The organism is Actinotalea solisilvae (genome assembly GCF_016464425.1).
Lineage (GTDB): Bacteria > Actinomycetota > Actinomycetes > Actinomycetales > Cellulomonadaceae > Actinotalea > Actinotalea solisilvae.
In genome coordinates this window covers 1-23,866 of sequence record NZ_JADDKQ010000009.1, presented here as the reverse complement: position 1 = coordinate 23,866, position 23,866 = coordinate 1, and the positions used below count along the sequence as shown (strand labels likewise).

Genomic DNA, 23,866 nt, shown 5'->3' with positions numbered 1-23,866 from the left:
CGGGCCCGGCTGCGACCGGTCCCCGCAGGACGCAGACGACTCCACAGCCGTGGGGTCGCACGACAGGAGAGAGACCATGGCTGAGCTGACGATCAGGCCCGAGGAGATCCGGGCTGCGCTGGACAGCTTCGTGAAGTCGTACGAGCCCCAGGGCGCCGTCCGCGAAGAGGTCGGCCGCGTCACGCTGGCCGGCGACGGCATCGCGCAGGTCGAGGGCCTCCCGGGCGCGATGGCCAACGAGCTGCTCGAGTTCGAGGACGGCACGCTCGGCCTCGCGCTCAACCTCGACGTCCGCGAGATCGGCGTCGTCGTCCTCGGCGAGTTCACGGGCATCGAGGAGGGCCAGGTCGTCCGGCGCACGGGCGAGGTGCTCTCCGTGCCCGTCGGCGACGGCTACCTCGGCCGCGTCGTCGACCCCCTGGGCAAGCCGATCGACGGCCTCGGCGAGGTCGCGACGGAGGGCCGCCGCGCGCTCGAGCTCCAGGCGCCGGGCGTCATGGCGCGCAAGAGCGTGCACGAGCCCCTGCAGACCGGCCTCAAGGCCATCGACGCGATGATCCCGATCGGCCGCGGGCAGCGTCAGCTCATCATCGGCGACCGCCAGACGGGCAAGACGGCGATCGCGATCGACACGATCATCAACCAGAAGGCCAACTGGGAGACGGGCGACCCGACGAAGCAGGTCCGCTGCATCTACGTCGCGATCGGCCAGAAGGGCTCGACGATCGCCTCGGTGCGCGGCGCGCTCGAGGACGCCGGCGCCATGGAGTACACGACGATCGTCGCGGCCCCCGCGTCCGACCCGGCCGGCTTCAAGTACCTGGCGCCGTACACGGGCTCGGCCATCGGTCAGCACTGGATGTACGACGGCAAGCACGTCCTCATCATCTTCGACGACCTGTCCAAGCAGGCCGAGGCCTACCGTGCCGTGTCGCTCCTCCTGCGCCGCCCGCCGGGCCGCGAGGCCTACCCGGGCGACGTCTTCTACCTGCACTCCCGCCTGCTCGAGCGTTGCGCGAAGCTCAACGACGAGCTGGGCGCGGGCTCGATGACCGGCCTGCCGATGATCGAGACGAAGGCCAACGACGTGTCGGCCTACATCCCGACCAACGTCATCTCGATCACCGACGGGCAGATCTTCCTCCAGTCGGACCTCTTCAACGCCGACCAGCGCCCCGCGGTCGACGTCGGCATCTCGGTGTCGCGCGTCGGTGGCTCGGCCCAGGTCAAGGCCATGAAGGCCGTCTCGGGCACGCTCAAGATCGACCTCGCGCAGTACCGGTCGCTCGAGGCGTTCGCGATGTTCGCGTCCGACCTGGACGCGGCGTCGCGCCAGCAGCTCACGCGCGGCGCCCGGCTCATGGAGCTGCTCAAGCAGCCCCAGTACTCGCCGTACCCGGTCGAGGAGCAGGTCGCGTCGATCTGGGCGGGCACCAAGGGCAAGCTCGACAAGGTCGCGCTGTCCGACGTGCGCCGCTTCGAGCGCGAGATGCTCGAGCACTTGCGCCGCCACGGCGAGGTGCTCGCGACGATCCGCGAGACGGGCCAGCTGAGCAAGGAGACGGAGGCGGCGCTCGAGGCCGCGATCGACGACTTCGCGAGCGGCTTCCAGTCGGGCGACCAGGCTCCCGTCGACTCCCCGGTCGAGGGCGACCTCGAGGCGGACATCGAGCAGGAGCAGATCGTCAAGCAGAAGCGGGGCTGAGGTGGCGGGTCAGCAGCGCGTCTACCGGCAGCGGATCCGGTCGACCCAGTCGCTGAAGAAGATCTTCCGCGCGATGGAGCTCATCGCTGCCTCGCGCATCGGGAAGGCCCGCGACCGCGTGACCGCGGCGTCGCCGTACGCCCGCGCGCTCACGCGCGCCGTCTCGGCCGTCGCCACGCACGCCGGGGTCGACCACCCGCTGACGACCGAGCGCCCCGACGCCCGGCGCGTCGCGGTCCTGCTCGTGACCGCGGACCGCGGCATGGCGGGCGCCTACTCGGCGTCGGTCATCCGCGAGGGCGAGCGCCTCATCCAGCAGCTCACGGACGAGGGCAAGGAGGTCGCCCTCTACGTGACCGGCCGGCGCGCGGTGTCGTACTACAGCTTCCGCCACCGCGAGCTGTCGGGTCAGTGGACCGGCTCGTCCGACGCGCCGTCGGCCGAGACGGCCGCGGAGATCGCCGACGTGCTCCTCAGCGCGTTCCTCGCGGACGTCGCCGACGGCGGCGTCGGGGAGCTGCACGTGGTCTACACGCAGTTCGTCAACATGGTCACGCAGACGCCCCGCGTGGTCCGGATGCTCCCGCTCGAGGTCGTGGAGGGTGTCGCCGAGCCCGGCGACGAGCCCCTCCCGCTGTACGACTTCGAGCCGTCGCCGGAGGAGGTGCTCGACGCCCTCCTGCCGCGGTACGTCCAGAGCCGCATCTACAGCTTCCTGCTGCAGGCCGCGGCCTCGGAGCTCGCAGCGCGCCAGCGCGCGATGCACACCGCGACGGAGAACGCCGAGGAGCTCATCCGCACCTTCACCCGGCTGGCCAACCAGGCCCGCCAGGCGGAGATCACCCAGGAGATCAGCGAGATCGTGTCCGGCGCCGACGCGCTGGCCTCGTCCTAGCGCGGCCGGGGGAGCGCGGCCCACGCCGCGCGGCACCGGCACCGCAGCACCGAAGACATCGAAGACACGCACCAACCACCGGGGACCAGGCTCCCGGTCGAGCGAAGCGAGAGAGACATGACTGCCACCACCACCGGCACCGCGGCGTCCGCCACGGGCGGGAGCGGCACGGGTCGGGTCGCACGGGTGATCGGCCCGGTCGTCGACATCGAGTTCCCGACCGACGCGATCCCCGAGATCTACAACCTGCTCGAGGTCGAGATCGACCTCTCGGCCGCCGGCCAGGGCACCAGCACGCTCCGCCTCGAGGTCGCTCAGCACCTCGGTGACTCGCTCGTCCGCGCCATCGCCCTCAAGCCCACGGACGGCCTCGTGCGCGGCGCCGTCGTGCGGGACACGGGCGCGCCGATCAGCGTCCCCGTGGGCGACGTGACCAAGGGCCACGTGTTCGACGTGACCGGCGAGATCCTCAACGCGAAGGAGGGCGAGCGCATCGAGATCACCGAGCGCTGGCCCATCCACCGCAAGCCTCCGGCCTTCGACCAGCTCGAGTCGAAGACCCAGATGTTCGAGACCGGCATCAAGGTCATCGACCTCCTCACGCCCTACGTGCAGGGCGGCAAGATCGGTCTCTTCGGCGGTGCGGGCGTCGGCAAGACGGTCCTCATCCAGGAGATGATCTACCGCGTCGCCAACAACCACTCGGGCGTCTCGGTGTTCGCCGGCGTCGGCGAGCGCACGCGTGAGGGCAACGACCTCATCGACGAGATGACCGAGTCGGGCGTCATCAAGCAGACCGCGCTCGTGTTCGGCCAGATGGACGAGCCGCCGGGCACGCGTCTGCGCGTCGCGCTGTCGGCGCTCACGATGGCGGAGTACTTCCGCGACGTGCAGAAGCAGGACGTGCTCCTGTTCATCGACAACATCTTCCGCTTCACGCAGGCGGGCTCCGAGGTGTCGACCCTCCTCGGCCGCATGCCGTCCGCGGTCGGCTACCAGCCGAACCTCGCCGACGAGATGGGCCAGCTCCAGGAGCGCATCACGTCGACCCGCGGCCACTCGATCACCTCGCTCCAGGCGATCTACGTGCCCGCCGACGACTACACCGACCCCGCGCCGGCCACGACGTTCGCGCACCTCGACGCGACGACGGAGCTCTCGCGCGAGATCGCGTCGCGCGGCCTGTACCCGGCCGTCGACCCGCTCGCCTCGACGTCGCGCATTCTCGACCCGCGCTACGTGGGGCAGGCGCACTACGACGCCGCCGTCCGCGTCAAGCAGATCCTCCAGCGCAACAAGGAGCTGCAGGACATCATCGCGATCCTCGGCGTCGACGAGCTCTCCGAGGAGGACAAGATCGTCGTCTCGCGTGCGCGCCGCATCCAGCAGTTCCTCTCGCAGAACACCTACATGGCGACCCAGTTCACGAACGTCCCGGGTTCCACCGTGCCGATGAGCGAGACCATCGAGGCGTTCACGAAGATCGCGGACGGCGAGTTCGACCACATCGCCGAGCAGGCGTTCTTCAACATCGGTGGCCTCGAGGACCTCGAGCGCAACTGGGCCCGCATCCAGAAGGAGATCGGCTGACGTGGCCAACCTCGAGGTCGACCTCGTGGCGGCGGACCGGAGCGTCTGGTCGGGCGAGGCCCGCATGGTCAGCGCTCCGGCCGCCGACGGCGAGATCGGCATCCTGCCCGGGCACTCGCCCGTGCTGACGGTGCTGCGCCCGGGCACGGTGCGGATCACGCCGGTCGACGGCACGGTCCGGGCCGTGCGGATCGACGCCGGCTTCATGTCGGTCGACACCAACCGCGTCACGGTCGTCGTCGACACCGCCGAGGACGCGGGCTCCGGCTCGGCCGGCGCGCGCTGAGGCACGGCGTTGGAGCTGCTCGTCGCCGCGCTCGGCGTCGCTGCGCTCCTGCTGGTCGCCGTCGTGCCCGTCGGGCTCTACGTGTCGCGGCAGCGCACGCTGTCGCGGCGCGTGGGCTCCTTCACGTGCCTCGCCCGGCCGGACGAGCCGGGCGCCGCGTGGACGGCGGGCATCGCGCACTACGGCGCCACGCAGCTCTCGTGGTGGCGCACGCTGTCGCTCGCCCCGCGGCCCGCGCGGTGCTGGTCGCGCGCGACGCTGACGCTCCTCGAGCGCGTGCCGGTCGACCAGCCCGACGACCGCGGTGAGCCGCAGGTGCTGCTCCACTGCGCTCACGGCGACGACCGCTTCCAGCTGCTCATGTCCGCGCCGGCGTGCGCGGGGCTGGTCTCGTGGTTGGAGTCCGGCCCGCGGCCGGTGGGGAGGGTGATCTGATGCGGCTCGTCGTCGCGACCTGCGCGGCCCGGTACACCGGGCGCCTCTCGGCCCACCTGCCCCTCGCCACGCGCCTGCTCGTGGTCAAGGCGGACGGGAGCGTGCTGCTCCACTCCGACGGCGGCTCGTACAAGCCGCTCAACTGGATGAGCCCGCCCTGCTCGCTCGCGGTCACGGCCCCCGACGCGGACGCCGCCGAGCGCGGCGTCACGCAGGTCTGGCACGTGCAGCACGCCAAGTCCGACGACCGGCTCGAGATCGACCTGCACGAGGTGCTGCACGACTCGGCGCACGAGCTCGGGGTCGACCCGGGTCTGGTCAAGGACGGCGTCGAGGCCCACCTGCAGGCCCTGCTCGCCGAGCAGATCCACGTGCTCGGCGACGGTCACGTCCTCGTCCGGCGGGAGTACCCGACGGCCATCGGTCCGGTCGACATCCTCGCGCGGGACGCGAGCGGCGGCACGGTCGCGGTCGAGATCAAGCGCCGGGGCGACATCGACGGCGTGGAGCAGCTCACGCGCTACCTCGAGCTGCTCAACCGCGACCCGCACCTCGCACCCGTGCGGGGCGTGTTCGCGGCGCAGGAGATCAAGCCGCAGGCCCGGGTGCTCGCGCACGACCGCGGCATCGCGTGCGTCGTGCTCGACTACGAGGCGCTGCGCGGCATGGACGACGTCGTCGCCCGCCTGTTCTGACCGCACCACCCCGGGGAGAGCCATGGAGCAGCACGCGCCGGTCGGCCTCACGGACGCCGAGCGGAAGGCCCGTCTCGCGGCGCTGCGGCGCAGCTACGAGCGCTCGAGCCTCGACGAGGCCGACCTCGCGCCCGACCCGGTGACGCAGTTCCAGCGCTGGTTCGACGACGCCGTCGACGCGGGCATCGTCGAGCCCAACGCGATGGTGCTCGCGACCGCCACCGCCGACGGCGTGCCGTCGTCGCGCACCGTGCTGCTCAAGGGCGTGGACGAGCGCGGGTTCGTGCTCTTCACCAACCACGGCTCGCGCAAGGGCCGCGAGATGCTCGCCAACCCGCACGCGTCCCTGACCTTCCCGTGGCACGAGATGGACCGTCAGGTGATCGTCCAGGGCGAGGTCGAGCAGGTCGACCGGGACGAGACGGAGGAGTACTTCCGCAGCCGCCCGCACGGGTCGCAGGTCGGTGCGTGGGCGAGCGAGCAGTCGAGCGTCGTCCCGGACCGCGCCGCCCTCGACGCGCGGTACGACGAGCTGGGCGCGCGCTGGCCCGAGGGGACGGCGGTGCCCGTCCCCGCCCACTGGGGTGGCTTCCGCGTCCGACCGGTGAGCATGGAGCTCTGGCAGGGGCGGTCCTCGCGCCTGCACGACCGGCTGCGCTACCGGCGCGCCGGCGGCGGCTGGGTGATCGAGCGACTCGCGCCCTGACCCGCGCCCGGTCGCGGCGCGGGTGCCCGGGGACCCGGACCGGGCGCGCGACGCGCGTCGCGGACCGGCCCCACCGGGCGCCCCGCACCGCCAGAATGGGGCCATGACGCCCGCCGCCGTGCCCGCCCGTCCGACCGGTCCGACGGGGGAGCGGCTGGTCCTGCGCGGCCGGCTCGTGCTGCCCGACGCGGTCGTCGAGGACGGCGTCGTCGTCGTCGAGGGCGACCGCCTCGCCTGGGTGGGCCCGGTCGCGGCGTTCGCGGACGCGCAGGACGACGCGCTGCCGGCGCCGTCGTCCGACACGATCCTCCCGGGTCTCGTCGACCTGCACTGCCACGGCGGCGGTGGCGCGAGCTTCCCCGACGCGGCCGACGCGGCGGGCGCGCGCGCGGCGGTCGAGGAGCACGCGCGGAACGGCACGACGAGCCTCGTCGCGTCGCTCGTCACGGCCGCTCCGGAGACGCTCCTCGCCCGGACCGCCGTCCTCGCCGAGCTCGCCGACGCGGGCGAGCTCGCGGGGATCCACCTGGAGGGACCGTTCCTGTCCGCGGCCCGGTGCGGGGCGCAGGACCCGGCGCTCATGCAGGCCGGCAGCGCCGCGCTGGTGCGGGACGTCGCGGAGGTCGCGCGCGGTCACCTGGCGACGATGACGGTCGCGCCCGAGGTGGAGGGGGTCCTCGGGCCCGACGGCGCGGTGGCCGCGCTGGCCGCGGCCGGGGCGGTGCCGTCGATCGGGCACACCGACGCGACCGCCGAGCTGGTCGACGAGGCGCTCGCGGCGGCGCGCGCCGCGCTCGGCGCGTCCGGCGCCCGGTCGGGCCGGCCGACGGTGACCCACCTGTTCAACGGCATGCGCCCGCTGCACCACCGCGACCCGGGTCCGGTCGCGGCGTGCCTCGCGGCGGCGGCCGAGGGCGCGGCCGTCCTCGAGCTCGTCGCCGACGACGTGCACCTCGCGCCCGCGACCGTCCGGTCCGTCTTCCGGATCGCGGACCGACGCTCGGTGGTGCTCGTCACCGACGCCATGGCGGCCGCGGGCATGCCCGACGGCGAGTACCGGCTCGGCTCCATGTCCGTGCGCGTCGCGGGCGGCGTCGCACGGCTCACCGAGGGCGGCGCGATCGCGGGCGGCACGGCGCGGCTTGTCGACGTCGTGCGGGCGACCGTGGCCGCGGGGGTGCCGCTCGTGGACGCGGTGCGCGCCGCGGCGACGACCCCGGCCGAGGTGCTGGGCCGCACGGACCTCGGCGCGCTCGAGGCCGGCCGCCGCGCCGACGTCCTGGTGACGACGGCCGACCTCCGTCCCCGCGCGGTCCTGCGCGCGGGTCGCTGGCTCGTCCCGCCGCCCGCCTGAGGCGCCGGCGTCGGGACCGCTCCGGGCCCCCGCGTCCTCCGAACGGTCGGGGGCGTCCTGCGCGGAGGTTGGTTCAGGGGGTTGACGCAATTCCTCCCGGTGCGTCAGACTCACCGTCGAAGCGCTTCGTCGAAGCGCTTCGACGGATCTTCGACCCGCCCTTCGAGTGCGGCAGCGAGGACGACGACGACGTCGGAGGTGGCGCATGGCGACGATGCAGGACGTCGCGACGCTCGCGCAGGTGTCGCTCAGCACCGTCTCCTACGCGCTGAGCGGTGCGCGTCCGGTCTCCGCGGCCACCAAGGCGCGCATCGAGGCCGCGATGGCCGAGCTCGGGTTCCGGCCGAACGCCCTCGCCCGGGGGCTGGCGAGCCGCCGCAGCCACACCCTCGCGCTGACGTTCCCGGCGATGGAGACGGGCATCGGCGGCACGGTCGCCGAGTTCGTCCGCAGCGCCGCCGAGAGCGCGCGCCGGCACGGCTACCACCTCGTGCTCTGGCCGTTCGGGCCGCACGAGGCCGACGAGATCCGCGACCTCGCCCAGCAGGGCATGGCCGACGGCGTGCTGCTCATGGAGGTCTGCCTGGACGACGCGCGGGTCGACGCCCTCCACGCCGCGCACGTCCCGTTCACCATGATCGGCCGCACGCGGGACACCTCGGGCCTCACCTTCGTCGACGTCGACTTCGACCGCACGACCGAGGAGGCCGTCGACCACCTCGTCCGCCTCGGTCACCGGCGCATCGGCTTCGTCAACCACTCGGCGGCCAGCCGCGACGCGGGCTACGCGCCCACCGTCCGCGCCGAGCAGGGCTTCCGCGACGCCATGGCGCGGCGGGACCTCGTCGCGCACGCCGTCCACAGCGACGAGAGCCCCGGGGCGGGCCGGGCCGCGATGTCCGCACTGCTCAACGCCGAGCCGGGCCTGACCGCCGTCGTGACGATGAACGAGATGGCGACCTTCGGGGCGACGGTCGAGCTCCAGGCCCGCGGACTGCGCATCCCGGACGACGTCTCGGTGCTGTCGATCGTCACCTCGCCCGGTGTCGGCGCCATGAGCAACCCCGTCCTCACCACGATGCACGCGCCCGGCGCGGAGCTCGGCAGCGCGGCGGTCGAGGCGCTGCTCGGCCTGCTCCTCGGCGCCACTCCGCCGGACGCGCCCGTCCTGCTGCCCTGTCGGCTCGAGCCCGGCGCCAGCACGGCGCCGGCGCGCGACCGGACCTGACCCCCGGCCGGGCCACGAGCGCCCGGCCGGCCGCACCGCACGACCCGTCGGACCCGACCAGCACCACCACCGCACCACCAGCACGACCCGGCACCGGCACCACCCGGGCCACCGCACCACGTACCACCCGCACCACCCGGCTCCCGGGGCGCAGCGCCCCCGCCGGCACCCCCAGCGTTCGGGGCTCGCACCACGGTCCCGACCGCAGTACCACTCAACGAGGAGACACCATGGCTGCACTGAGGAGAGGCCGGCTGGTCGCCGGGCTCGTCGTCGTCCCGCTCGCGCTGACCGCCTGCGGCGGGGGCGGCGGCGAGGACGCCGGGGGCGACGGCGGCGAGGGCGGCGGTGGCGACACGCTGACGCTCTGGCACTACGAGGGCGAGGACTCCGCGATGGGGATCGCCTGGGACGAGGCGATCCGCGTCTTCGAGGAGGAGACGGGCGCGACGGTCGAGTTCGAGCGCAAGGCCTTCGAGCAGATCCAGCAGAGCGCCGGCATGGTGCTCAGCTCGGACGAGGGCCCGGACATCATGGAGTACAACAAGGGCAACGCGACCGCGGGCCTCCTGTCCTCCCAGGGCCTGCTCACGGACCTCACCGACGTCGCCGAGGAGCGCGGCTGGGCCGAGGCCCTGCCCGAGAGCATCCAGACGACCGCGCGCTACGACGAGAACGGCGTCATGGGCTCGGGCCAGTGGTTCGGCGTCCCCAACTACGGCGAGTTCGTCACCGTGTACTACAACAAGGCCCTCTTCGAGGAGCACGGCGTCGAGGTCCCGACGTCGCTCGAGGAGATGGAGGCGGCGATGGGCACGTTCGTCGACGCCGGCATCACCCCGCTCGGCATGGCGGGCGCCGAGTACCCCGCGGGTCAGCTCTTCTACGAGCTCACGCTCGCCGAGGCCGACCGCGACTTCGTCACGGCCTACCAGACCTACACGGACGACGTCGACTTCCAGGCCGACCCGCTCAAGCAGGGCGCCGAGCGCTTCGACCAGTGGGTCAAGGCCGGGTACGTCTCGCCCGACTCGGCGAGCCTCAAGGCGGAGGACATGGGCGTCTCGTTCATCAACGGGACGGTGCCGATGATGGTCTCCGGCTCGTGGTGGTACGGCCGCGTCGTGGCCGAGGCGCAGTTCGACTGGGGCGTCTTCAACTTCCCGGGCAACACGCTCAACGCCGGATCGAGCGGCAACCTCTGGGTCGTCCCCGAGAACTCGCAGAACAAGGAGCTCGCGTACGAGTTCATCGACATCACGATGCGCCCCGAGATCCAGGCGATCCTCGGCAACAACGGCGGCCTGCCGCTCGCGGCGGACCCGGCCGACGTGACCGACCCCAAGAGCCAGGAGCTCATCACGGCGTTCAACGAGGTGCTCGAGAACGACGGGCTCGCGTTCTACCCCGACTGGCCGGTGCCCGGGTACTACGACGTCCTCGTGGCGGGCTTCCAGTCGCTCATCAACCAGTCCAAGTCCCCCGAGGAGGTCCTCACCGAGATCGGGACCGCCTACGAGGACGGCGTCGCGAACATCGGCTGACGCCCCAGGCAGGGCCGGCCGTCCGCACCTCGCGGCGGCCGGCCCCGCCCCCGGCCGTCCCGGTTCGCTGCCCGAGGGAGACCTGATGACCACCCTGTCCCGGCGCGCCCCCGTCGCGCTCCGCCCGTCCCGCTCGCGTCGCACGCCCGGCGGGCGCGGCGTCTACTGGGCCTACCTCGTCCCCGGGGCCGTGCTCTTCGTCGGCGTGATCGTCGTGCCGTTCGTCATGAACCTCTACTACTCGATGACGCGGTGGCCGGGGATCGGCGACCCACGCTGGATCGGCTTCGACAACTACACCCGGCTCTTCGCGGACGAGACGTTCTGGACGTCGTTCCGCAACTCCGTCGCGATGATCGTCGCGATGGTCGTGGTGCCCACGCTGCTGGGCCTGCTCCTCGCCGCGGTGCTGTTCGACTACCTGGGCAAGCGGTTCGGCGGGGGAGTCGCGAGCGTCCTGCGCGCGACCTACTACCTGCCCCAGATCCTGCCCGTCGCCGTCGCGGGCATCCTGTGGAGCTGGATCCTCAACCCTCAGACAGGCGGCCTCAACGTCGTCCTCCGGTCGGTCGGGCTGGACGCGTGGGCGCTCAACTGGCTCGGCGACACCACCACGGCGATGCCGACGGTGATGACCGTGATGATCTGGGTCCAGATCGGCTACCCCGTCGTCATCTTCATGGCGGCGCTCCAGCGGGTGGACCCCGAGCTCTACGAGGCGGCCGAGCTCGACGGGGCGGGGTGGTTCCGCCGCTTCCGCGCGATCACCGTGCCGCAGATCCGGCCCGAGACCTTCGTCGTGACGCTGACCTGCACGATCGCGGCGCTCAAGGTGTTCGGCCCGGTCTACGTGCTCACGCGCGGCGGGCCCGAGAACTCGACCAACGTGCCGTCGTACTTCGCGTACCAGAACTTCTTCCCCAAGTCCCAGGTCGGCTACGGCGCGGCCATCGCCACCGTGCTCACGCTCATCGTCGTCGTCGTCTCCGTCGCGTTCATCCGCGCGCAGGCGGCCGGCGAGCGCAGGGAGGGCTGACATGACCGTCGCACCCGTCACCGCCGCCGGCACCGCCGGCCCCGCCGGCACCGCAGGGCGGACGCGCTCCACGCCCGCGACCCGCACCACCGACCGGCTGCACCGCGGCGCGCTGCGGTGGGTCGTGCTCGCGCTCGCCGTCCTCGTCGCGCTGGTCATGATGGCGCCGTTCGCGATCATGCTGCTCAACGCGTTCAAGTCGCCCGCCGAGTACTCGGCGTCCGGCCCGCTGACGCTGCCCACCGAGCTCTACACGGACGGGCTCGTCAACTTCTGGAACCGGGTCGACTACCCGGGCAAGCTCGCCAACTCCGTGCTCATCAGCGGCGCCGTGGCGGTCCTCGCGACCGTCGTCTCGCTGCTCAACGCGTTCGCGCTCGGCATCGGCCGGGTGCGCGGGCGGATGTGGATCGTCACGCTCTTCCTGCTGGCCAACATGCTCCCGCAGGAGGCGCTCATCTACCCGCTCTACTTCCTGGCCAAGGAGGTCGGGCTCTACAACACCCAGCTCTCCGTGATCATCATCTTCACGGTGATCCAGAGCGCCTTCGGCACGTACCTGCTCGCCTCGGTGCTCTCGACGTTCCCGCCCTCGGTGCTCGAGGCCGCCGCGCTCGACGGGGCGAACAGCTGGCAGGTGCTCTGGCGCGTCGTGTTCCCCATCACGCGCCCGACGCTGTCGGTCTTGGTGATCTTCTTCTTCATCTGGACCTGGAACGAGTTCTTCATCCCGCTCGTGATGCTCATCGACAACGCGACGCAGACCATCCCGGTCGCGCTCGCGTCCCTCCAGGGCGACCGCCTCATGGACGCGCCGACGATCAACGCCGGCTCGCTCGTCAGCCTGCTGCCGGCGGTGATCTTCTTCTTCGTGTTCCAGCGGACGCTCACGCGCGGCATCACCGCGGGTGCGGTCAAGTGACCGCCCCGGGCGCCGCGCCACCGACGACACCGACGGTACCGAAGACCCCGTCGACCCACCCGACCCACCCCAGCCGCCCGCTCGCGCGGGCGCACCGCGCAGGAAGCGACCCGACCCCATGAAGTTCACGGACGGCTACTGGATGGTGCGCGAGGGCATGCACCCGCTGCACCCCGCCGAGGCCTACGACGTCTGGTCCGACGAGCGGACGATGACCGTCTACGCCCCGACCGCACCGATCCGGCGCCGCGGCGACACGCTCAACCGACCCGTCGTGACGATCACGTACAGCTCGCCCATGCCGGACGTCATCCGTGTGCGGATCGACAACCACGTGGGCGGCGGCCGGCCGGGACCGCGGTTCGCGGTCGCGGACGAGGCGCCGCCCGTCAAGGTCGAGGTCGACGAGGCCGCGGGCGTGCTGACGTCCGGCAGCCTGTCGGTGCGCGTCGACCGCGAGCACTGGCGCGTGGACTTCCTCCACGACGGCGAGGTCCTCACGTCGAGCCCGCACAAGGGCACCGGCGTCGTGACGTCCGACGACGGCAGGCGCTACGTCCACGAGCAGCTGACGCTCGGCGTCGGCGAGCGCGTGTTCGGGCTCGGCGAGCGCTTCGGCCCGTTCGTCAAGAACGGCCAGAGCATCGACATCTGGAACGCCGACGGCGGCACGTCCTCGGAGCAGGCGTACAAGAACGTCCCGTTCTTCCTGTCCGACGCCGGCTACGGGGTGCTCGTCGACCACCCGGGGCGGGTCTCGTTCGAGGTGGCGTCGGAGATCGTCACGCGCACGCAGTTCAGCGTCGAGGGGGAGTCGCTCGAGTACCTCGTCATCGGCGGCCCGGAGCCCAAGGACGTGCTGCGGCGGTACACCGCGCTCACGGGCCGGCCGCCGCGCGTGCCCGCCTGGTCGTTCGGCCTGTGGCTGTCGACGTCGTTCACGACCGACTACGACGAGGCGACCGTGACGTCGTTCATCGACGGCATGGCCGAGCGCGGGCTGCCGCTCAGCGTCTTCCACTTCGACTGCTTCTGGATGCGCGAGCTGAACTGGTGCGACTTCGAGTGGGACCCCCGGACGTTCCCCGACCCCGAGGGCATGCTCGCGCGGCTCAAGGCCCGCGGGCTGCGCGTGTGCGTGTGGATCAACCCGTACATCGCCCAGCGGTCGCCGCTCTTCGCCGAGGCGGCCGCGGCCGGCTACCTCGTGCGCCGCCCGGACGGCTCCGTGTGGCAGTGGGACCTGTGGCAGGCGGGCATGGGCCTCGTGGACTTCACCAACCCGGCGGCCTCGGCCTGGTACACGGCCCAGCTCGACCGCCTGCTCGACATGGGTGTCGACGCGTTCAAGACCGACTTCGGCGAGCGGATCCCGACCGACGTCGTGTGGCACGACGGGTCGGACCCCGAGCGCATGCACAACTACTACGCGCAGGCCTACAACAAGGCCGTCTTCGACCTCCTCGTCGAGCGGCGCGGCGAGGGCGAGGCGGTCCTCTTCGCGCGCGCCGCGACGGCGGGCGGGCAGCAGATGCCCGTGCACTGGGGCGGGGACTGCTGGTCCTCGTTCGAGGCGATGGCCGAGTCGCTGCGCGGCGGCCTCTCGCTCGCCCTGTCCGGGTTCGGCTACTGGAGCCACGACATCGGCGGCTTCGAGGGGACGCCGGACCCCGAGGTGTTCAAGCGCTGGCTCGCGTTCGGCCTGCTGTCCTCGCACAGCCGGCTGCACGGCTCGACCTCCTACCGCGTGCCGTGGGCGTTCGACGAGGAGGCGGTCGACGTCGCCCGGACGTTCACGCACCTCAAGATGCGCCTCATGCCCTACCTGGCGCGCGTCGCCGAGGAGGCGCACACCGACGGCCTGCCGATGATGCGCCCCATGCTGCTCGAGTTCCCGCAGGACCCCGGCGCCGCCGGGGTCGACACCCAGTACATGCTCGGCGACGCGCTGCTCGTGGCCCCGGTCCTGCGCCCGGGCGGCCGCGCCCAGTACTACGTGCCCGAGGGCACGTGGACCCATCTGCTCACGGGTGCCCAGGTCAGCGGGCCGCGCTGGGTGCGCGACGAGCACGACGTCCTGTCGCTGCCCCTGCTCGTGCGGCCCGGGACGGTCGTACCGCTGGGGGCGCGCGTCGACGGGCCCGAGTACGACTGGGCCGACGGAGTGCTCCTGCGCGTCGTCGAGCCCGAGGACGGTGCCGAGGTCGAGGTCGTCGTGCCGCGCGGCGGCAGCGGTGTCCCCGCGGCCCGCTTCCGCGTCGCACGTGAGGGCGCGTCGGTGCGGGTCACGGCGACCGCGGCACCCGCCGCCTGGTCGGTGCAGGTGACGTCCGGCGGGCGCACGGGCGACGTCGTCGCGGCGGCGTCGGGTGCGGACGAGCTCACGGTGGACCTCGCATGACCGCCGCTCGCGCGCCACGTGGTGGCGCTCCCATCTCGTGGACATCGCGACCCGAACCGATTCGACTGCGGCAGGATGTGGCCTCATGACGACGACGCCATCGGTCCGGACCTTCCCCGCGAGCTTCGTCTGGGGGGCGGCGACCGCCTCGTACCAGATCGAGGGCGCGGTCACCGAGGACGGCCGCGGCCCGTCGATCTGGGACACGTTCTCCGCGACGCCGGGGCGCACGCTCGACGGGCACAGCGGCGAGGTCGCGGCGGACCACTACCACCGCACGGCCGAGGACGTCGCGATGATGAAGGACCTCGGGCTCGACGCCTACCGGTTCTCGCTCGCGTGGCCCCGGATCCAGCCGACGGGCTCGGGCGCGTTCAACCCCGCGGGCCTCGACTTCTACTCGCGGCTCATCGACGACCTGCTCGAGGCGGGCATCGACCCGGTCGTCACCATGTACCACTGGGACCTCCCGCAGCCGCTCGAGGACGCGGGCGGCTGGCCGGCGCGGGACACGGCGCTGCGGTTCGGCGACTACGCGCGCCGGGTCGTGGAGACCTACGCCGACCGCGTCAAGGTCTGGACGACGCTCAACGAGCCGTGGTGCTCGTCCTACCTCGGCTACGGCTCGGGCGTCCACGCCCCCGGCCGCACGAGCGAGGTGGACGCGCTGCGCGCGGTGCACCACCTCAACCTCGCGCACGGGCTCGGCGGGCGCGCGGTGCGCGAGGTCCTCGGTGACGCGGCCACCCTCTCGCTCACGCTCAACCTCCACGTCGCCCGGGCCGACGACCCGACGTCGGCGGAGGACCGCGACGCCGCGCGCCAGATCGACGCGCTCGCCAACCGCGCCTTCCTCAACCCCGTGCTCGACGGGTACTACCCGGCGGACCTGCTCGAGGACACGGCGCACCTCACGGACTGGTCGTTCGTGCAGGACGGCGACCTCGACGTCACGCGCACCGGCCTCGACGTGCTCGGCGTGAACTTCTACTCCACGCAGCGCGTGCGCCGGGTCCCGCCGGGCGTCGAGAAGTCGATGAACGACGGCCACGGCGCGTCGTCCGCGACGGCGTGGCCCGGCGCCGACCGGGTCGAGTTCCTCCCGCAGCCCGGCCCGTACACGGCCATGGGCTGGAACATCGACCCGACGGGCATGACCGAGCTCCTCGTCGGCCTGTCCCGCACCTACCCGGGCCTGCCGCTGATGATCACCGAGAACGGCGCGGCGTTCGAGGACGTCGTCTCCGAGGACGGCCGGGTGCACGACCCGGACCGCGTCAGCTACCTGCACCGCCACCTCGACGCCGTGGGCGAGGCGATGGACGCGGGCGCCGACGTGCGCGGCTACTTCGTGTGGTCGCTCATGGACAACTTCGAGTGGGCCTACGGGTACCACCGCCGCTTCGGGATCGTCCGGATCGACTACGACACGCTCGAGCGCATCTGGAAGGACTCCGCGTACTGGTACCGCGAGCTGGTGCGCACCGACGCCCTGCCCGCGGTCGAGAGCGCGCCCGACCTCGCCTGACCGCACCCGCCGGCCCGGGCCGCGCCCGGGCCGGCGCGCGTGGGGGAGGATGGACGCATGCCGAGCGGCCGACGGTCCACCAGGCGCCCGTGGGCGCAGGACCACCCCGAGCTCGACGTCGAGCGCGTGCGCGGCGGCCGCAGCACCGAGTCGGCGGCGGACGGCGAGTGGGTGGTCCAGCGGGTGAGCGGTGCGTCGGGCAAGGCCTACACCTGCCCGGGGTGCCGCCAGGAGATCGCGTCCGGCACGGCGCACGTCGTCGCGTGGGCGACGGACGACCTGCTGGGCGCCGAGGCCGGCGTCGCGGGGCGCCGGCACTGGCACGCGTCGTGCTGGTCGCACCGCGCGCGACGCCGGTGACCGGCACCGCGCGCGTGCCGCGGCTCGTGGCGACCGACCTCGACGGCACCCTGCTGCGGGACGACGGCAGCGTCTCGCCCCGCACCCGCGCCGCGCTGGGCCGCGCGCACGACGCCGGCCTCGACGTCGTCTTCGTCACCGCGCGGCCGCCGCGCTGGGTCGACGCGGTCGCGCACGCCGTCGCGGGGCACGGCGTCGTCCCGTGCCTCAACGGCTCGTTCGTGTACGAGCCCGCGAGCGGGGCGGTGCTCCAGGCCTCGACCATGCCCGACGACGTCGTCCAGGCGCTCGTCGCCGACCTGCGCGCCGCGCTGCCCGGGGTCGCCTTCGCGGCCGAGCGGGCCGCAGGGTTCGCCGCGGAGCACGGCTACCGCAACCACCACCCGGTCCCGCCGGGTGCGCCCCTGGCCGCACGCCTCGAGGACGTCCTCGACGGTGCGACCGGCAAGCTCCTGGCCCGGTGCGAGCGGGTCCCGGACGCCGAGATCGTCGCGCTCGTCGAGGCGGTCCTCGCGGGCCGCGCCGTCGTGGCGGACTCGGGTGCGCCCGGCCTCGCCGAGATCACCGGGCCCGGGGTCACCAAGGGTGCCGCGCTCGCGCGCTGGGCGGCCGAGCGCGGCGTGGCCGCGGCCGAGGTGTGGGCGTTCGGGGACATGCCCAACGACCTGCCCATGCTCCGGTGGGCGGGACGCTCGGTCGCCGTGGCGAACGCGCACCCGGACGTCATCGCCGTCGTCGACGAGGTCTGCGCGTCCAACGAGGACGACGGCGTCGCGGGCGTGCTCGAGCGGCTGCTCGGCGCCACGGAGGGCACGGGAGGCACGGAGGGCGCGGGGGACGCGCCCGTCCGCCGGGCCCCGCCCGTCGGGCGTCGATAGGCTCGGCCGTGATGAGCACCGACAGCGCGACGCCCGCCCCCCGCCCCGCCGCGGCGCCCACGCCGGCCCCGGACGGCACCGGCACGCCGATCCGCGCGCTCACCGTGCTGCCGGCCGTGCGCGAGGACATCGAGCTCCACACCGCCGACGGACTCACGCTCGTGGGAGAGCTCGCGCGGCCCGTCGACCGCCCGCCGGTCGCGACGCTCGTCACGCTGCACCCCCTGCCGACGCACGGCGGGTTCATGGACTCGCACGTGCTGCGCAAGGCGGCCTGGCGACTGCCCGCGCTCGCCGACCTCGCCGTGCTGCGGTTCAACACGCGCGGCACGTCGAGCCCGCGCGGCCGCAGCGGGGGCACGTTCGACGGCGGCGTCGCGGAGCACTACGACGTCGTCGCGGCGATGGAGTACGCCGAGTTCCACGACCTGCCGCGGCGCTGGCTCGTGGGCTGGTCGTTCGGCACCGAGCTCGCGCTCATGCACGGCGCCGACCCGTCCGTCGAGGGCGCGATCCTCCTCTCGCCGCCGCTGCACCGGGCGACGGACGAGCACCTGGCGGCCTGGGACGCGACCGGCAAGCCGCTCGTCGTGCTCGTCCCCGAGCTCGACGACTACCTGCGTCCCGCCGAGGCGCGCGAGCGCTTCTCGGCGGTCCGGGCGGCCGAGGTCATCGGCGTCGACGGGGCCCGGCACCTGTGGGTCGGTGAGGCCGCCGTGCGGCGCGTGCTCGACGAGATCGTCCAGCACGTGCTGCCCGGGCACGCGCCCCTGCCGACGACCTGGGACGGCCCGGTCGAGACCGCGACCGACGACGACGAGACCCGCTGAGGCCGGCCGGCACCCTCGACACCGGCCGCGGTCCCGCCGCGGCCGACACCACGACGAAGACGGAGAGACGACCGATGACGACGGACGGCATGCCCCAGGTCCACACCGTGCGCCGCGGCGCACCGGGGCGGCTGCCCCTCGTGCTCCTGCACGGCTTCCCGCTCGACCACCGGATGTGGCTCGACGTCGTCGACCTCCTCGCGGGCGACCCGACCGTGCTCGCGGTCGACCTCCCGGGCTTCGGCGCGTCGCCGTCGGGTCCCGACGTCGCGCAGGCGCTGGGTGCCGGGCCCGAGCCGTCGCTCGAGGTCGTCGCGGACGGCGTCGCGGCGGCGCTCCGCGCCGAGGGCGTCGACCGCGCGGTCGTCGCGGGCCTCTCGCTGGGCGGGTACGTCGCGATGGCCATGGTCGAGCGGCACCCGGAGCTCGTCGCGGGCCTCGGGCTCGTCGACACCAGGTCGACGGAGGACACCGACGAGGCGCGCGAGCGCCGGCGGGAGGTCGCGCGCACCGTGAGGGCGGAGATGCGCGTCGACGCGGTGCTCGGGATGCGCACGGCGCTGCTCGGCGCGACCAACCGCGTCGCGCGCCCGGACCTGTCCGAGCGCCTCGAGCGCTGGATCCGGGACCAGGGCCCGGCCGCGATCGCCTACGCCCAGGAGGCGATGGCCGTCCGGCCGGACCGGACCGCGGTCCTCGCGGGCTACCGCGGCCCGGCGGTCGTCGTCGTCGGCGACGAGGACGAGATCGCCCCCGTCGCGGCCGCGCAGCACATGGTCGACGCGCTCGCGGACGCCGAGCTCGTCGTCGTGCCGCAGGCGGGGCACATGACGAGCAACGAGAGCCCCGAGCCGGTCGCGGCCGCCCTCGGCAGCCTGCTGGCCCGCGCGCAGGGCTGACGCGCCGCGGGTGGTCCGGGCGCGGTGACGCGCCTCAGCCCTGGCGGCGCTGCTGCGTGCCGAGGGCGATCGCGAGCGCGTCGACGAGGTCGATCGACTCGCCGTCGCGCGCGCCCTTGCCGAGCACGAGCGGGGGGTCGCTCGGCTCGGGCCGCGCGCCCGTGACGAGGGAGCGCAGGCTGCCGGGCACCGAGAGCACGTAGAACTCGCCGTCCGTCCCGACCGCGACCGACTCGTTGCGGCGCAGGTACCAGCCCGTCAGCGGCGTCCGGTAGCGGCTCTGCCCGTCGTAGCTCCGGGCCTTGAGCGGCACGGGCGCGACGCCCCGCTCGCGCGCCTCGCGCACGAAGTCGGCGATGAGCGCGCGCGCCCGGGCCGACTCGGCGGCCCGGGCCCGCTCGAGCGCGTCGGCGTGGGCCGACGCCGCCTCGCTCCGCTGGTCCCGCCAGGCGCGCGCGGCGTCGGGGGAGTCGGCCGTCATGAGGTCGCGCTCAGCCGCGCTTGCGCGCCTTGGCGCCCGCCTGCGCGCCGACGGCGTCGCGCGGCGACCCGTCGCGCGGCTGGGGCACGACGCCGTCGGTGCCCTCGGCCTCGTCGGACCCGTCGACCTCGGCGGTGCCGGCGTCGGAGGCGTCGGACGTCTCAGTGACGGCGGCGTCGGCGGCGTCGGTGGCGTCGGTGGCCTCCACGTCGGCGGCCGCGTCGGCGTGAACGTCGGTGGCGTCCGCGGCCTCGACCGGCGTCTCGCGCCCGGGCCCGTCGGCGGTCGCGACGCCGTCGACGGCCGCGGCCTCCTCGAGGTCCTGCTCGAGGTCCACCGGGTCGGTGCCGCCCTGCTCGACGTCGACCTCCGCGTCGTCGGAGGCCCCGGCGTCCGCGGCCTCGGCGAGCGGGACGGCGCCCGCGGCGCCGCCGGCCGACGCGGCGAAGCGGGCCTCGACGTCGTCCGCCCGCTCGAGGATCGCGCGGGACGGCGCGCGGTCGTGCCCGAGCAGGTTGCGCAGCTCGTCGAGGTAGGACGTGATCGACTCGCGCTGGCGGTTGAGGTCCTCGACCTGCCGCGCCGCGCTCGTGCGCTCGCGCTCGGCCTCGGTCATCGCCTCGGACAGCGTGCGCTCGGCGTGCTCGCGGGCCTCGGCCACCACGCGGTCGGCGTTGCGCCGCGCGTTGGCGAGCAGGTCCTTGGCGTGCGCGTCCGCGTCGCGGCGGATCTTCTCGGCCTGCTCGAGCGCGTTGGCGACGCGCTGCTCGGCCTCGGCGGCGTGCGCCTCCGCGTCCCCGACGAGCCGCTCGGTCGCGGCGCGCGCGGCCTCGTGGCGCTCGGCGTCGGCGCGCTCGGCGGCCTCGCGGCGCGTGGCGATGTCAACCTCGGCGTCGGCGAGCAGCCGGCGGACCTGGTCGCGGATCGCCTCGGCCTCCTCGGTCGCGGCGCCCGTGAGCTCGGCCGCGGTCCGGCGGGCCTCCGTGAGCAGACGCTCCACCTCGAGGCGGGTCGTCTCGCGCAGCTCGGTCGTCTCGCGCTCGGTCGTCGCACGGAGCTCGGCCGCCTCGCGCTGCGTGGTCTCGCGGAGCTCGGTCGTCTCGCGGGCCGCCGTCGACCGCAGCTGGGCGACCTCGCGGTCCGTGGTCTCGCGCAGCTCGGTCGTCTCGCGCTCGGCCGACGAGCGCAGCTCCGTCGCGTAGAGCTCCGCCTCGGCGCGGAGCGCCGCGACCTCCTCGGCCGCGGCGTTGCGCTGGGCCGCGAGCTCGTCGGCGACGGCCGACCGCTGCTCGGCGACCTCGCGGTCGGCGGTCGCGCGCACGAACGCCGAGTACTGGTCGGCCTCGGTCCGCAGCGCGGTGGCCTGCGTCTCCGCACGCTGGAGCACGCCGCGCGCCTCGCGGTCGGTCACCGCGCGCACCGTGTCGGCGTACTCCTGGGCGTCGGCACGCATCGCGGCGACCGCCGCCTCGGTCGACGCCTGGAGGTCGGCGGACTCGGTCTGCACCTGGGTGCGCAGCGCGGCCGCGTACTGCTCGGCGTCGGTCCGGAGCGCTGCCGTCTCGGCCTCGGTCGTGCGGCGCAGCTCGGACGTCTCCGCGTCGGCCGCCGCCCGCAGGTCCTGGGCGTACCGCTCGGCCTCCTCGCGCTGGCGGCTCGTCTCTGCCTGGGTGGTCGAGCGCAGCTCGGCCGCGGCCTGCTCGGTCGTGACGCGCAGCTCGGTCGTCTCGCGCTCGACCGTCGCGCGCAGCGTGCCGAGCTCGCGCTCGAGGCCCGTGCGCCGCTCGTTCTCCTCGGTCGTGACGGCGCTCGAGATGCGGGCGGCCTCGCGCTCCGCGGAGCTGACGAGCTCCTCGGCCCGGCGCTGCGCGGCGACGAGGGTGCTCTCGGACTCCGACGCCGCGGTGCTGCGCACCTCCTCGGCCTCGCGGTGGGCGGTCGCGAGCATCTCGGCGACCTCGTTCTCCGCGCGTGCCCGCAGCTGACCGGCGGCGAGCTTGGCGCGCGCCATCGCGTCCGAGGCCTGGGCGTTGGCCTGGGCCATGACGTCGGACGACTGCTCCTCCGCCGAGCGCAGGAGCTGCTCGATGCGGGACCCGAGGCCGGAGTAGGTGGGCCGCTCGGCCTCGCGGAGCTGGCGGTGGGCCTCGGAGAGCTCGCCCGAGACCTGCATGGCGCGCGCGTCGAGCTGCTCGACCTGGGTGCGCGCGTCGGCGAGCTGCCGCTCGAGGGCCTGGAGGCGCTGCTCGACCTGGGTGCGCTCGTAACCGCGCATGACCACGGGGAACAGCGATCGCTCGTCGGGCACGGGTCCTCCTGGGTGTGCACGGGGCACTGACGGCACTGACTGGCACTGACTGGCTGACTGGCACTGACTGGCTGACTGGCACTGACTGGCTGACTGGCACTGACTGGCTGACTGGCACTGACTGGCACGGACTGGCTGACTGGCACGGACTGGCGCTGAAGGGGCTGCTGCAGGCGCCGCACGAGGGTGGCGCGACGGCCGCGGGGGCCGGGCGCCGACGGTCACGCGCGGCGGAGTCACGCCCAGGGTATCGGTCCGTCACGGCCCGCCACACTCGGTCCGGACGCTGCCCGCGGCGGCGCGCGCGCTGCCCTCGGCCGCCCCCGCGACCCGCTCCGGGGGAAGGCTCGCACCGCCTCCCCTATGGTGGAACGTCACGTCTGAAGGGACGGCTCGTGCTCCAACGCGCTCTCGCGTCGCTGCTCTGCCTGCTCGGTGCAGCGTCCATCGGCCTGGGGATCGCCTCGGCCACGGTCTGGCGACCCTCGGACACCCTCGTCGCCTCGGCGTCGGCCCCCGACGGGACGACGCTCCTGCTCACCGAGCCCGGCGTCCTCGACCTCGCGGCCGAGGACGTCACGATCCGCGCGACCGCCGACGGCGGGGCCGACGTCGTGCTGGCGGTCGGACGGACCTCGGACGTCGAGGCGTGGGTCGGCGACGACGCGGTGACGCGGGTCACGGGCCTCGCCGACCGCGAGACGCTCGCGACCGACGACGTCGCGGCGGCGGCTCCCGAGCCGACCGAGGCCGCACCGACGGAGCCGGCCGAGCCTGCCGAGCCGGCGGACCCCGCGACCGCGCCCGAGGAGGCCGTGCTGCCGCCCGACCCGGCCGGAGCGGACCTCTGGCTCTGGGAGACCGGCGGCCAGGGCGAGGCCACGCTGGAGTGGACCGCGCAGGACGGCCGGTGGAGCCTGCTCGTCGCGACCACGGGGGAGGACGCCCCGCCGCCGGTGCTGACCCTGACGTGGCCGCAGGTCGTCACGACGCCGTGGTACCTGCCCGGCGTGCTGGTCGGCGCCGCGCTGCTCGTCGCAGGGCTCGCGTGGTGGGCCGTCCTGCTCCTGCGTGCGCGGAGGCCCGCGCGCGCCGCCGCCCTGGCGCCCGCAGCACCGCGCACGCCGGCGACGACCTCGCCCGCGACGGCGCCCGAGGAGGCACCGGTCGCGCCGACGACGGCGGCTGCTGCGTCGGCCCACGCGGAACGCGCGGGCAGGACGACCGGTCCCCAGGGCGCCGCGGGCCCGCTCACCCGGCGCCAGCTGCGCGAGCTGGAGCAGCAGCGCGCCGCGGAGCGCGCGGCCGAGCACACGCGCGCGCTCCGGCTCCCGTCGCTCCGGCGCGCCGAGACCACCGACACCGGCGGCACGCCCGTGGCGCCGGTGACGGCTCGTGCCGCCGACCCCGCCCCCGCGGCGGGCCCGCAGCAGGCGCTGCCGACACCTCCCGGCCGGACGCCCGACGTGACCCCCAGCACGACGCCCAGCCTGAGCCCGCCCGCCGCGGCGTCGGCGCCGCGCGGCTGGACGCCGTCGGCCCCCGCCCCGGCCGCCGTGCCACCGGCCGCAGGTCCCGCCGGGCCGGCCACGCCGTCACCGACGGCGTCACCCGTCCGTCCTCCCGCCGGGGCGCCCAGGCCCGGGGGGCGGCCGGCGCCGAACCAGAGCTGGCGGTTCTCGGGCGCGTCGGGCCGGTCGTGGCGGAAGCGCCCGACGGCGGTGTTCGCGGACCACACGAGGGCCAGCAGGCTCTCGCCCGCGCGCAGCGTCCGCCCGCCCAGCT

General features: G+C 74.3%; 20 protein-coding genes and 1 pseudogene. 19 read left to right on the top strand and 2 right to left on the bottom strand.

Translation table 11 applies throughout. The features are described 5' to 3' along the window. Positions 1–76 precede the first annotated feature (76 nt). From atpA to JIG38_RS08930, 18 genes are all read left to right on the top strand, one after another. Entirely contained in the window at positions 77–1,705 is a 1,629-nt protein-coding gene (gene atpA / locus JIG38_RS09015; RefSeq protein ID WP_199423454.1) for a F0F1 ATP synthase subunit alpha, read from the top strand. Between the two features lies 1 nt (position 1,706). Then, the gene (locus JIG38_RS09010; protein WP_199423453.1) at positions 1,707–2,600 is read left to right on the top strand and encodes a F0F1 ATP synthase subunit gamma; all 894 of its coding nucleotides are present in this window, start codon (positions 1,707–1,709) and stop codon (positions 2,598–2,600) included. Between the two features lie 117 nt (positions 2,601–2,717). Further along, entirely contained in the window at positions 2,718–4,190 is a 1,473-nt protein-coding gene (gene atpD, locus JIG38_RS09005; protein WP_199423452.1) for a F0F1 ATP synthase subunit beta, read from the top strand. Position 4,191: 1 nt separating this feature from the next. Further along, complete coding sequence (locus tag JIG38_RS09000) at positions 4,192–4,476, top strand: F0F1 ATP synthase subunit epsilon (RefSeq protein WP_199423451.1); 285 nt, start codon at positions 4,192–4,194, stop codon at positions 4,474–4,476. 9 nt (positions 4,477–4,485) lie between these two features. Continuing rightward, positions 4,486–4,911, top strand: a complete 426-nt coding sequence (locus JIG38_RS08995) for a DUF2550 domain-containing protein (protein WP_233404715.1) — start codon at positions 4,486–4,488, stop codon at positions 4,909–4,911. Further along, positions 4,911–5,606, top strand: a complete 696-nt coding sequence (gene nucS / locus JIG38_RS08990) for an endonuclease NucS (protein ID WP_199423450.1) — start codon at positions 4,911–4,913, stop codon at positions 5,604–5,606. The genes JIG38_RS08995 and nucS overlap by 1 nt, the downstream gene beginning before the upstream one ends. Positions 5,607–5,628: 22 nt before the next feature. Further along, a complete protein-coding gene (gene pdxH, locus JIG38_RS08985; protein ID WP_199423449.1) occupies positions 5,629–6,312 on the top strand; it encodes a pyridoxamine 5'-phosphate oxidase in 684 nt (227 codons plus the stop codon). A 103-nt stretch (positions 6,313–6,415) separates the two neighbouring features. Next, positions 6,416–7,666 (top strand): N-acetylglucosamine-6-phosphate deacetylase, encoded by a 1,251-nt coding sequence (locus JIG38_RS08980; RefSeq protein WP_199423448.1) that lies wholly within the window; start codon positions 6,416–6,418, stop codon positions 7,664–7,666. Positions 7,667–7,871: 205 nt separating this feature from the next. Beyond that, on the top strand, positions 7,872–8,894 hold the full coding sequence (locus JIG38_RS08975) for a LacI family DNA-binding transcriptional regulator (protein WP_199423447.1): 1,023 nt from the start codon (positions 7,872–7,874) through the stop codon (positions 8,892–8,894). Positions 8,895–9,124: 230 nt separating this feature from the next. Further along, the gene (locus JIG38_RS08970) at positions 9,125–10,438 is read left to right on the top strand and encodes an ABC transporter substrate-binding protein (protein WP_199423446.1); all 1,314 of its coding nucleotides are present in this window, start codon (positions 9,125–9,127) and stop codon (positions 10,436–10,438) included. An 85-nt stretch (positions 10,439–10,523) separates the two neighbouring features. After that, positions 10,524–11,474 (top strand): carbohydrate ABC transporter permease, encoded by a 951-nt coding sequence (locus JIG38_RS08965; RefSeq protein ID WP_199423445.1) that lies wholly within the window; start codon positions 10,524–10,526, stop codon positions 11,472–11,474. Between the two features lies 1 nt (position 11,475). Beyond that, on the top strand, positions 11,476–12,396 hold the full coding sequence (locus JIG38_RS08960) for a carbohydrate ABC transporter permease (protein ID WP_199423444.1): 921 nt from the start codon (positions 11,476–11,478) through the stop codon (positions 12,394–12,396). A 118-nt stretch (positions 12,397–12,514) separates the two neighbouring features. Next, the gene (yicI, locus tag JIG38_RS08955) at positions 12,515–14,797 is read left to right on the top strand and encodes an alpha-xylosidase (RefSeq protein WP_199423443.1); all 2,283 of its coding nucleotides are present in this window, start codon (positions 12,515–12,517) and stop codon (positions 14,795–14,797) included. A gap of 85 nt (positions 14,798–14,882) precedes the next feature. After that, entirely contained in the window at positions 14,883–16,325 is a 1,443-nt protein-coding gene (locus tag JIG38_RS08950) for a GH1 family beta-glucosidase (protein ID WP_199423442.1), read from the top strand. A 57-nt stretch (positions 16,326–16,382) separates the two neighbouring features. After that, positions 16,383–16,685 carry an Rv1322 family protein gene (locus tag JIG38_RS08945; RefSeq protein ID WP_199423441.1) on the top strand — a complete coding sequence of 101 codons (303 nt, stop codon included), beginning with the start codon at positions 16,383–16,385 and terminating at the stop codon, positions 16,683–16,685. Beyond that, entirely contained in the window at positions 16,655–17,563 is a 909-nt protein-coding gene (locus tag JIG38_RS08940; RefSeq protein ID WP_307844741.1) for an HAD family hydrolase, read from the top strand. Before JIG38_RS08945 ends, JIG38_RS08940 begins: the two co-directional genes overlap by 31 nt. 11 nt (positions 17,564–17,574) lie before the next feature. Continuing rightward, positions 17,575–18,393, top strand: coding sequence for an alpha/beta hydrolase (locus JIG38_RS08935; RefSeq protein WP_233404714.1), 819 nt, complete (start codon positions 17,575–17,577; stop codon positions 18,391–18,393). 74 nt (positions 18,394–18,467) lie between these two features. Continuing rightward, entirely contained in the window at positions 18,468–19,292 is an 825-nt protein-coding gene (locus JIG38_RS08930; RefSeq protein ID WP_233404713.1) for an alpha/beta fold hydrolase, read from the top strand. A gap of 34 nt (positions 19,293–19,326) precedes the next feature. On the opposite strand, the gene JIG38_RS08925 is transcribed toward JIG38_RS08930, so the two are convergent. Next, positions 19,327–19,773, bottom strand: coding sequence for a hypothetical protein (locus tag JIG38_RS08925; protein ID WP_199423440.1), 447 nt, complete (start codon positions 19,771–19,773; stop codon positions 19,327–19,329). A 10-nt stretch (positions 19,774–19,783) separates the two neighbouring features. Beyond that, on the bottom strand, positions 19,784–22,081 hold the full coding sequence (locus JIG38_RS08920) for a coiled-coil domain-containing protein (RefSeq protein WP_199423439.1): 2,298 nt from the start codon (positions 22,079–22,081) through the stop codon (positions 19,784–19,786). 395 nt (positions 22,082–22,476) lie between these two features. Here JIG38_RS08920 and JIG38_RS08915 point away from each other — a divergent pair. Beyond that, positions 22,477–23,866, top strand: a pseudogene (locus JIG38_RS08915) (hypothetical protein); the annotation flags it as partial.

Excerpts from the sequence above, each read along its gene's own strand:
- JIG38_RS08960 (WP_199423444.1), top strand. The coding sequence starts at position 11,476 with ATGACCGTCGCACCCGTCACCGCCGCCGGCACCGCCGGCCCCGCCGGC.
- JIG38_RS08945 (WP_199423441.1), top strand. The coding sequence starts at position 16,383 with ATGCCGAGCGGCCGACGGTCCACCAGGCGCCCGTGGGCGCAGGACCAC.
- atpD (WP_199423452.1), top strand. The coding sequence starts at position 2,718 with ATGACTGCCACCACCACCGGCACCGCGGCGTCCGCCACGGGCGGGAGC.
- JIG38_RS08970 (WP_199423446.1), top strand. The coding sequence starts at position 9,125 with ATGGCTGCACTGAGGAGAGGCCGGCTGGTCGCCGGGCTCGTCGTCGTC.
- pdxH (WP_199423449.1), top strand. The coding sequence starts at position 5,629 with ATGGAGCAGCACGCGCCGGTCGGCCTCACGGACGCCGAGCGGAAGGCC.
- JIG38_RS08965 (WP_199423445.1), top strand. The coding sequence starts at position 10,524 with ATGACCACCCTGTCCCGGCGCGCCCCCGTCGCGCTCCGCCCGTCCCGC.
- yicI (WP_199423443.1), top strand. The coding sequence starts at position 12,515 with ATGAAGTTCACGGACGGCTACTGGATGGTGCGCGAGGGCATGCACCCG.
- JIG38_RS08950 (WP_199423442.1), top strand. The coding sequence starts at position 14,883 with ATGACGACGACGCCATCGGTCCGGACCTTCCCCGCGAGCTTCGTCTGG.
- atpA (WP_199423454.1), top strand. The coding sequence starts at position 77 with ATGGCTGAGCTGACGATCAGGCCCGAGGAGATCCGGGCTGCGCTGGAC.
- JIG38_RS08930 (WP_233404713.1), top strand. The coding sequence starts at position 18,468 with ATGACGACGGACGGCATGCCCCAGGTCCACACCGTGCGCCGCGGCGCA.
- JIG38_RS08980 (WP_199423448.1), top strand. The coding sequence starts at position 6,416 with ATGACGCCCGCCGCCGTGCCCGCCCGTCCGACCGGTCCGACGGGGGAG.
- JIG38_RS08975 (WP_199423447.1), top strand. The coding sequence starts at position 7,872 with ATGGCGACGATGCAGGACGTCGCGACGCTCGCGCAGGTGTCGCTCAGC.
- JIG38_RS08925 (WP_199423440.1), bottom strand. The coding sequence starts at position 19,773 with ATGACGGCCGACTCCCCCGACGCCGCGCGCGCCTGGCGGGACCAGCGG.
- JIG38_RS08935 (WP_233404714.1), top strand. The coding sequence starts at position 17,575 with ATGAGCACCGACAGCGCGACGCCCGCCCCCCGCCCCGCCGCGGCGCCC.
- nucS (WP_199423450.1), top strand. The coding sequence starts at position 4,911 with ATGCGGCTCGTCGTCGCGACCTGCGCGGCCCGGTACACCGGGCGCCTC.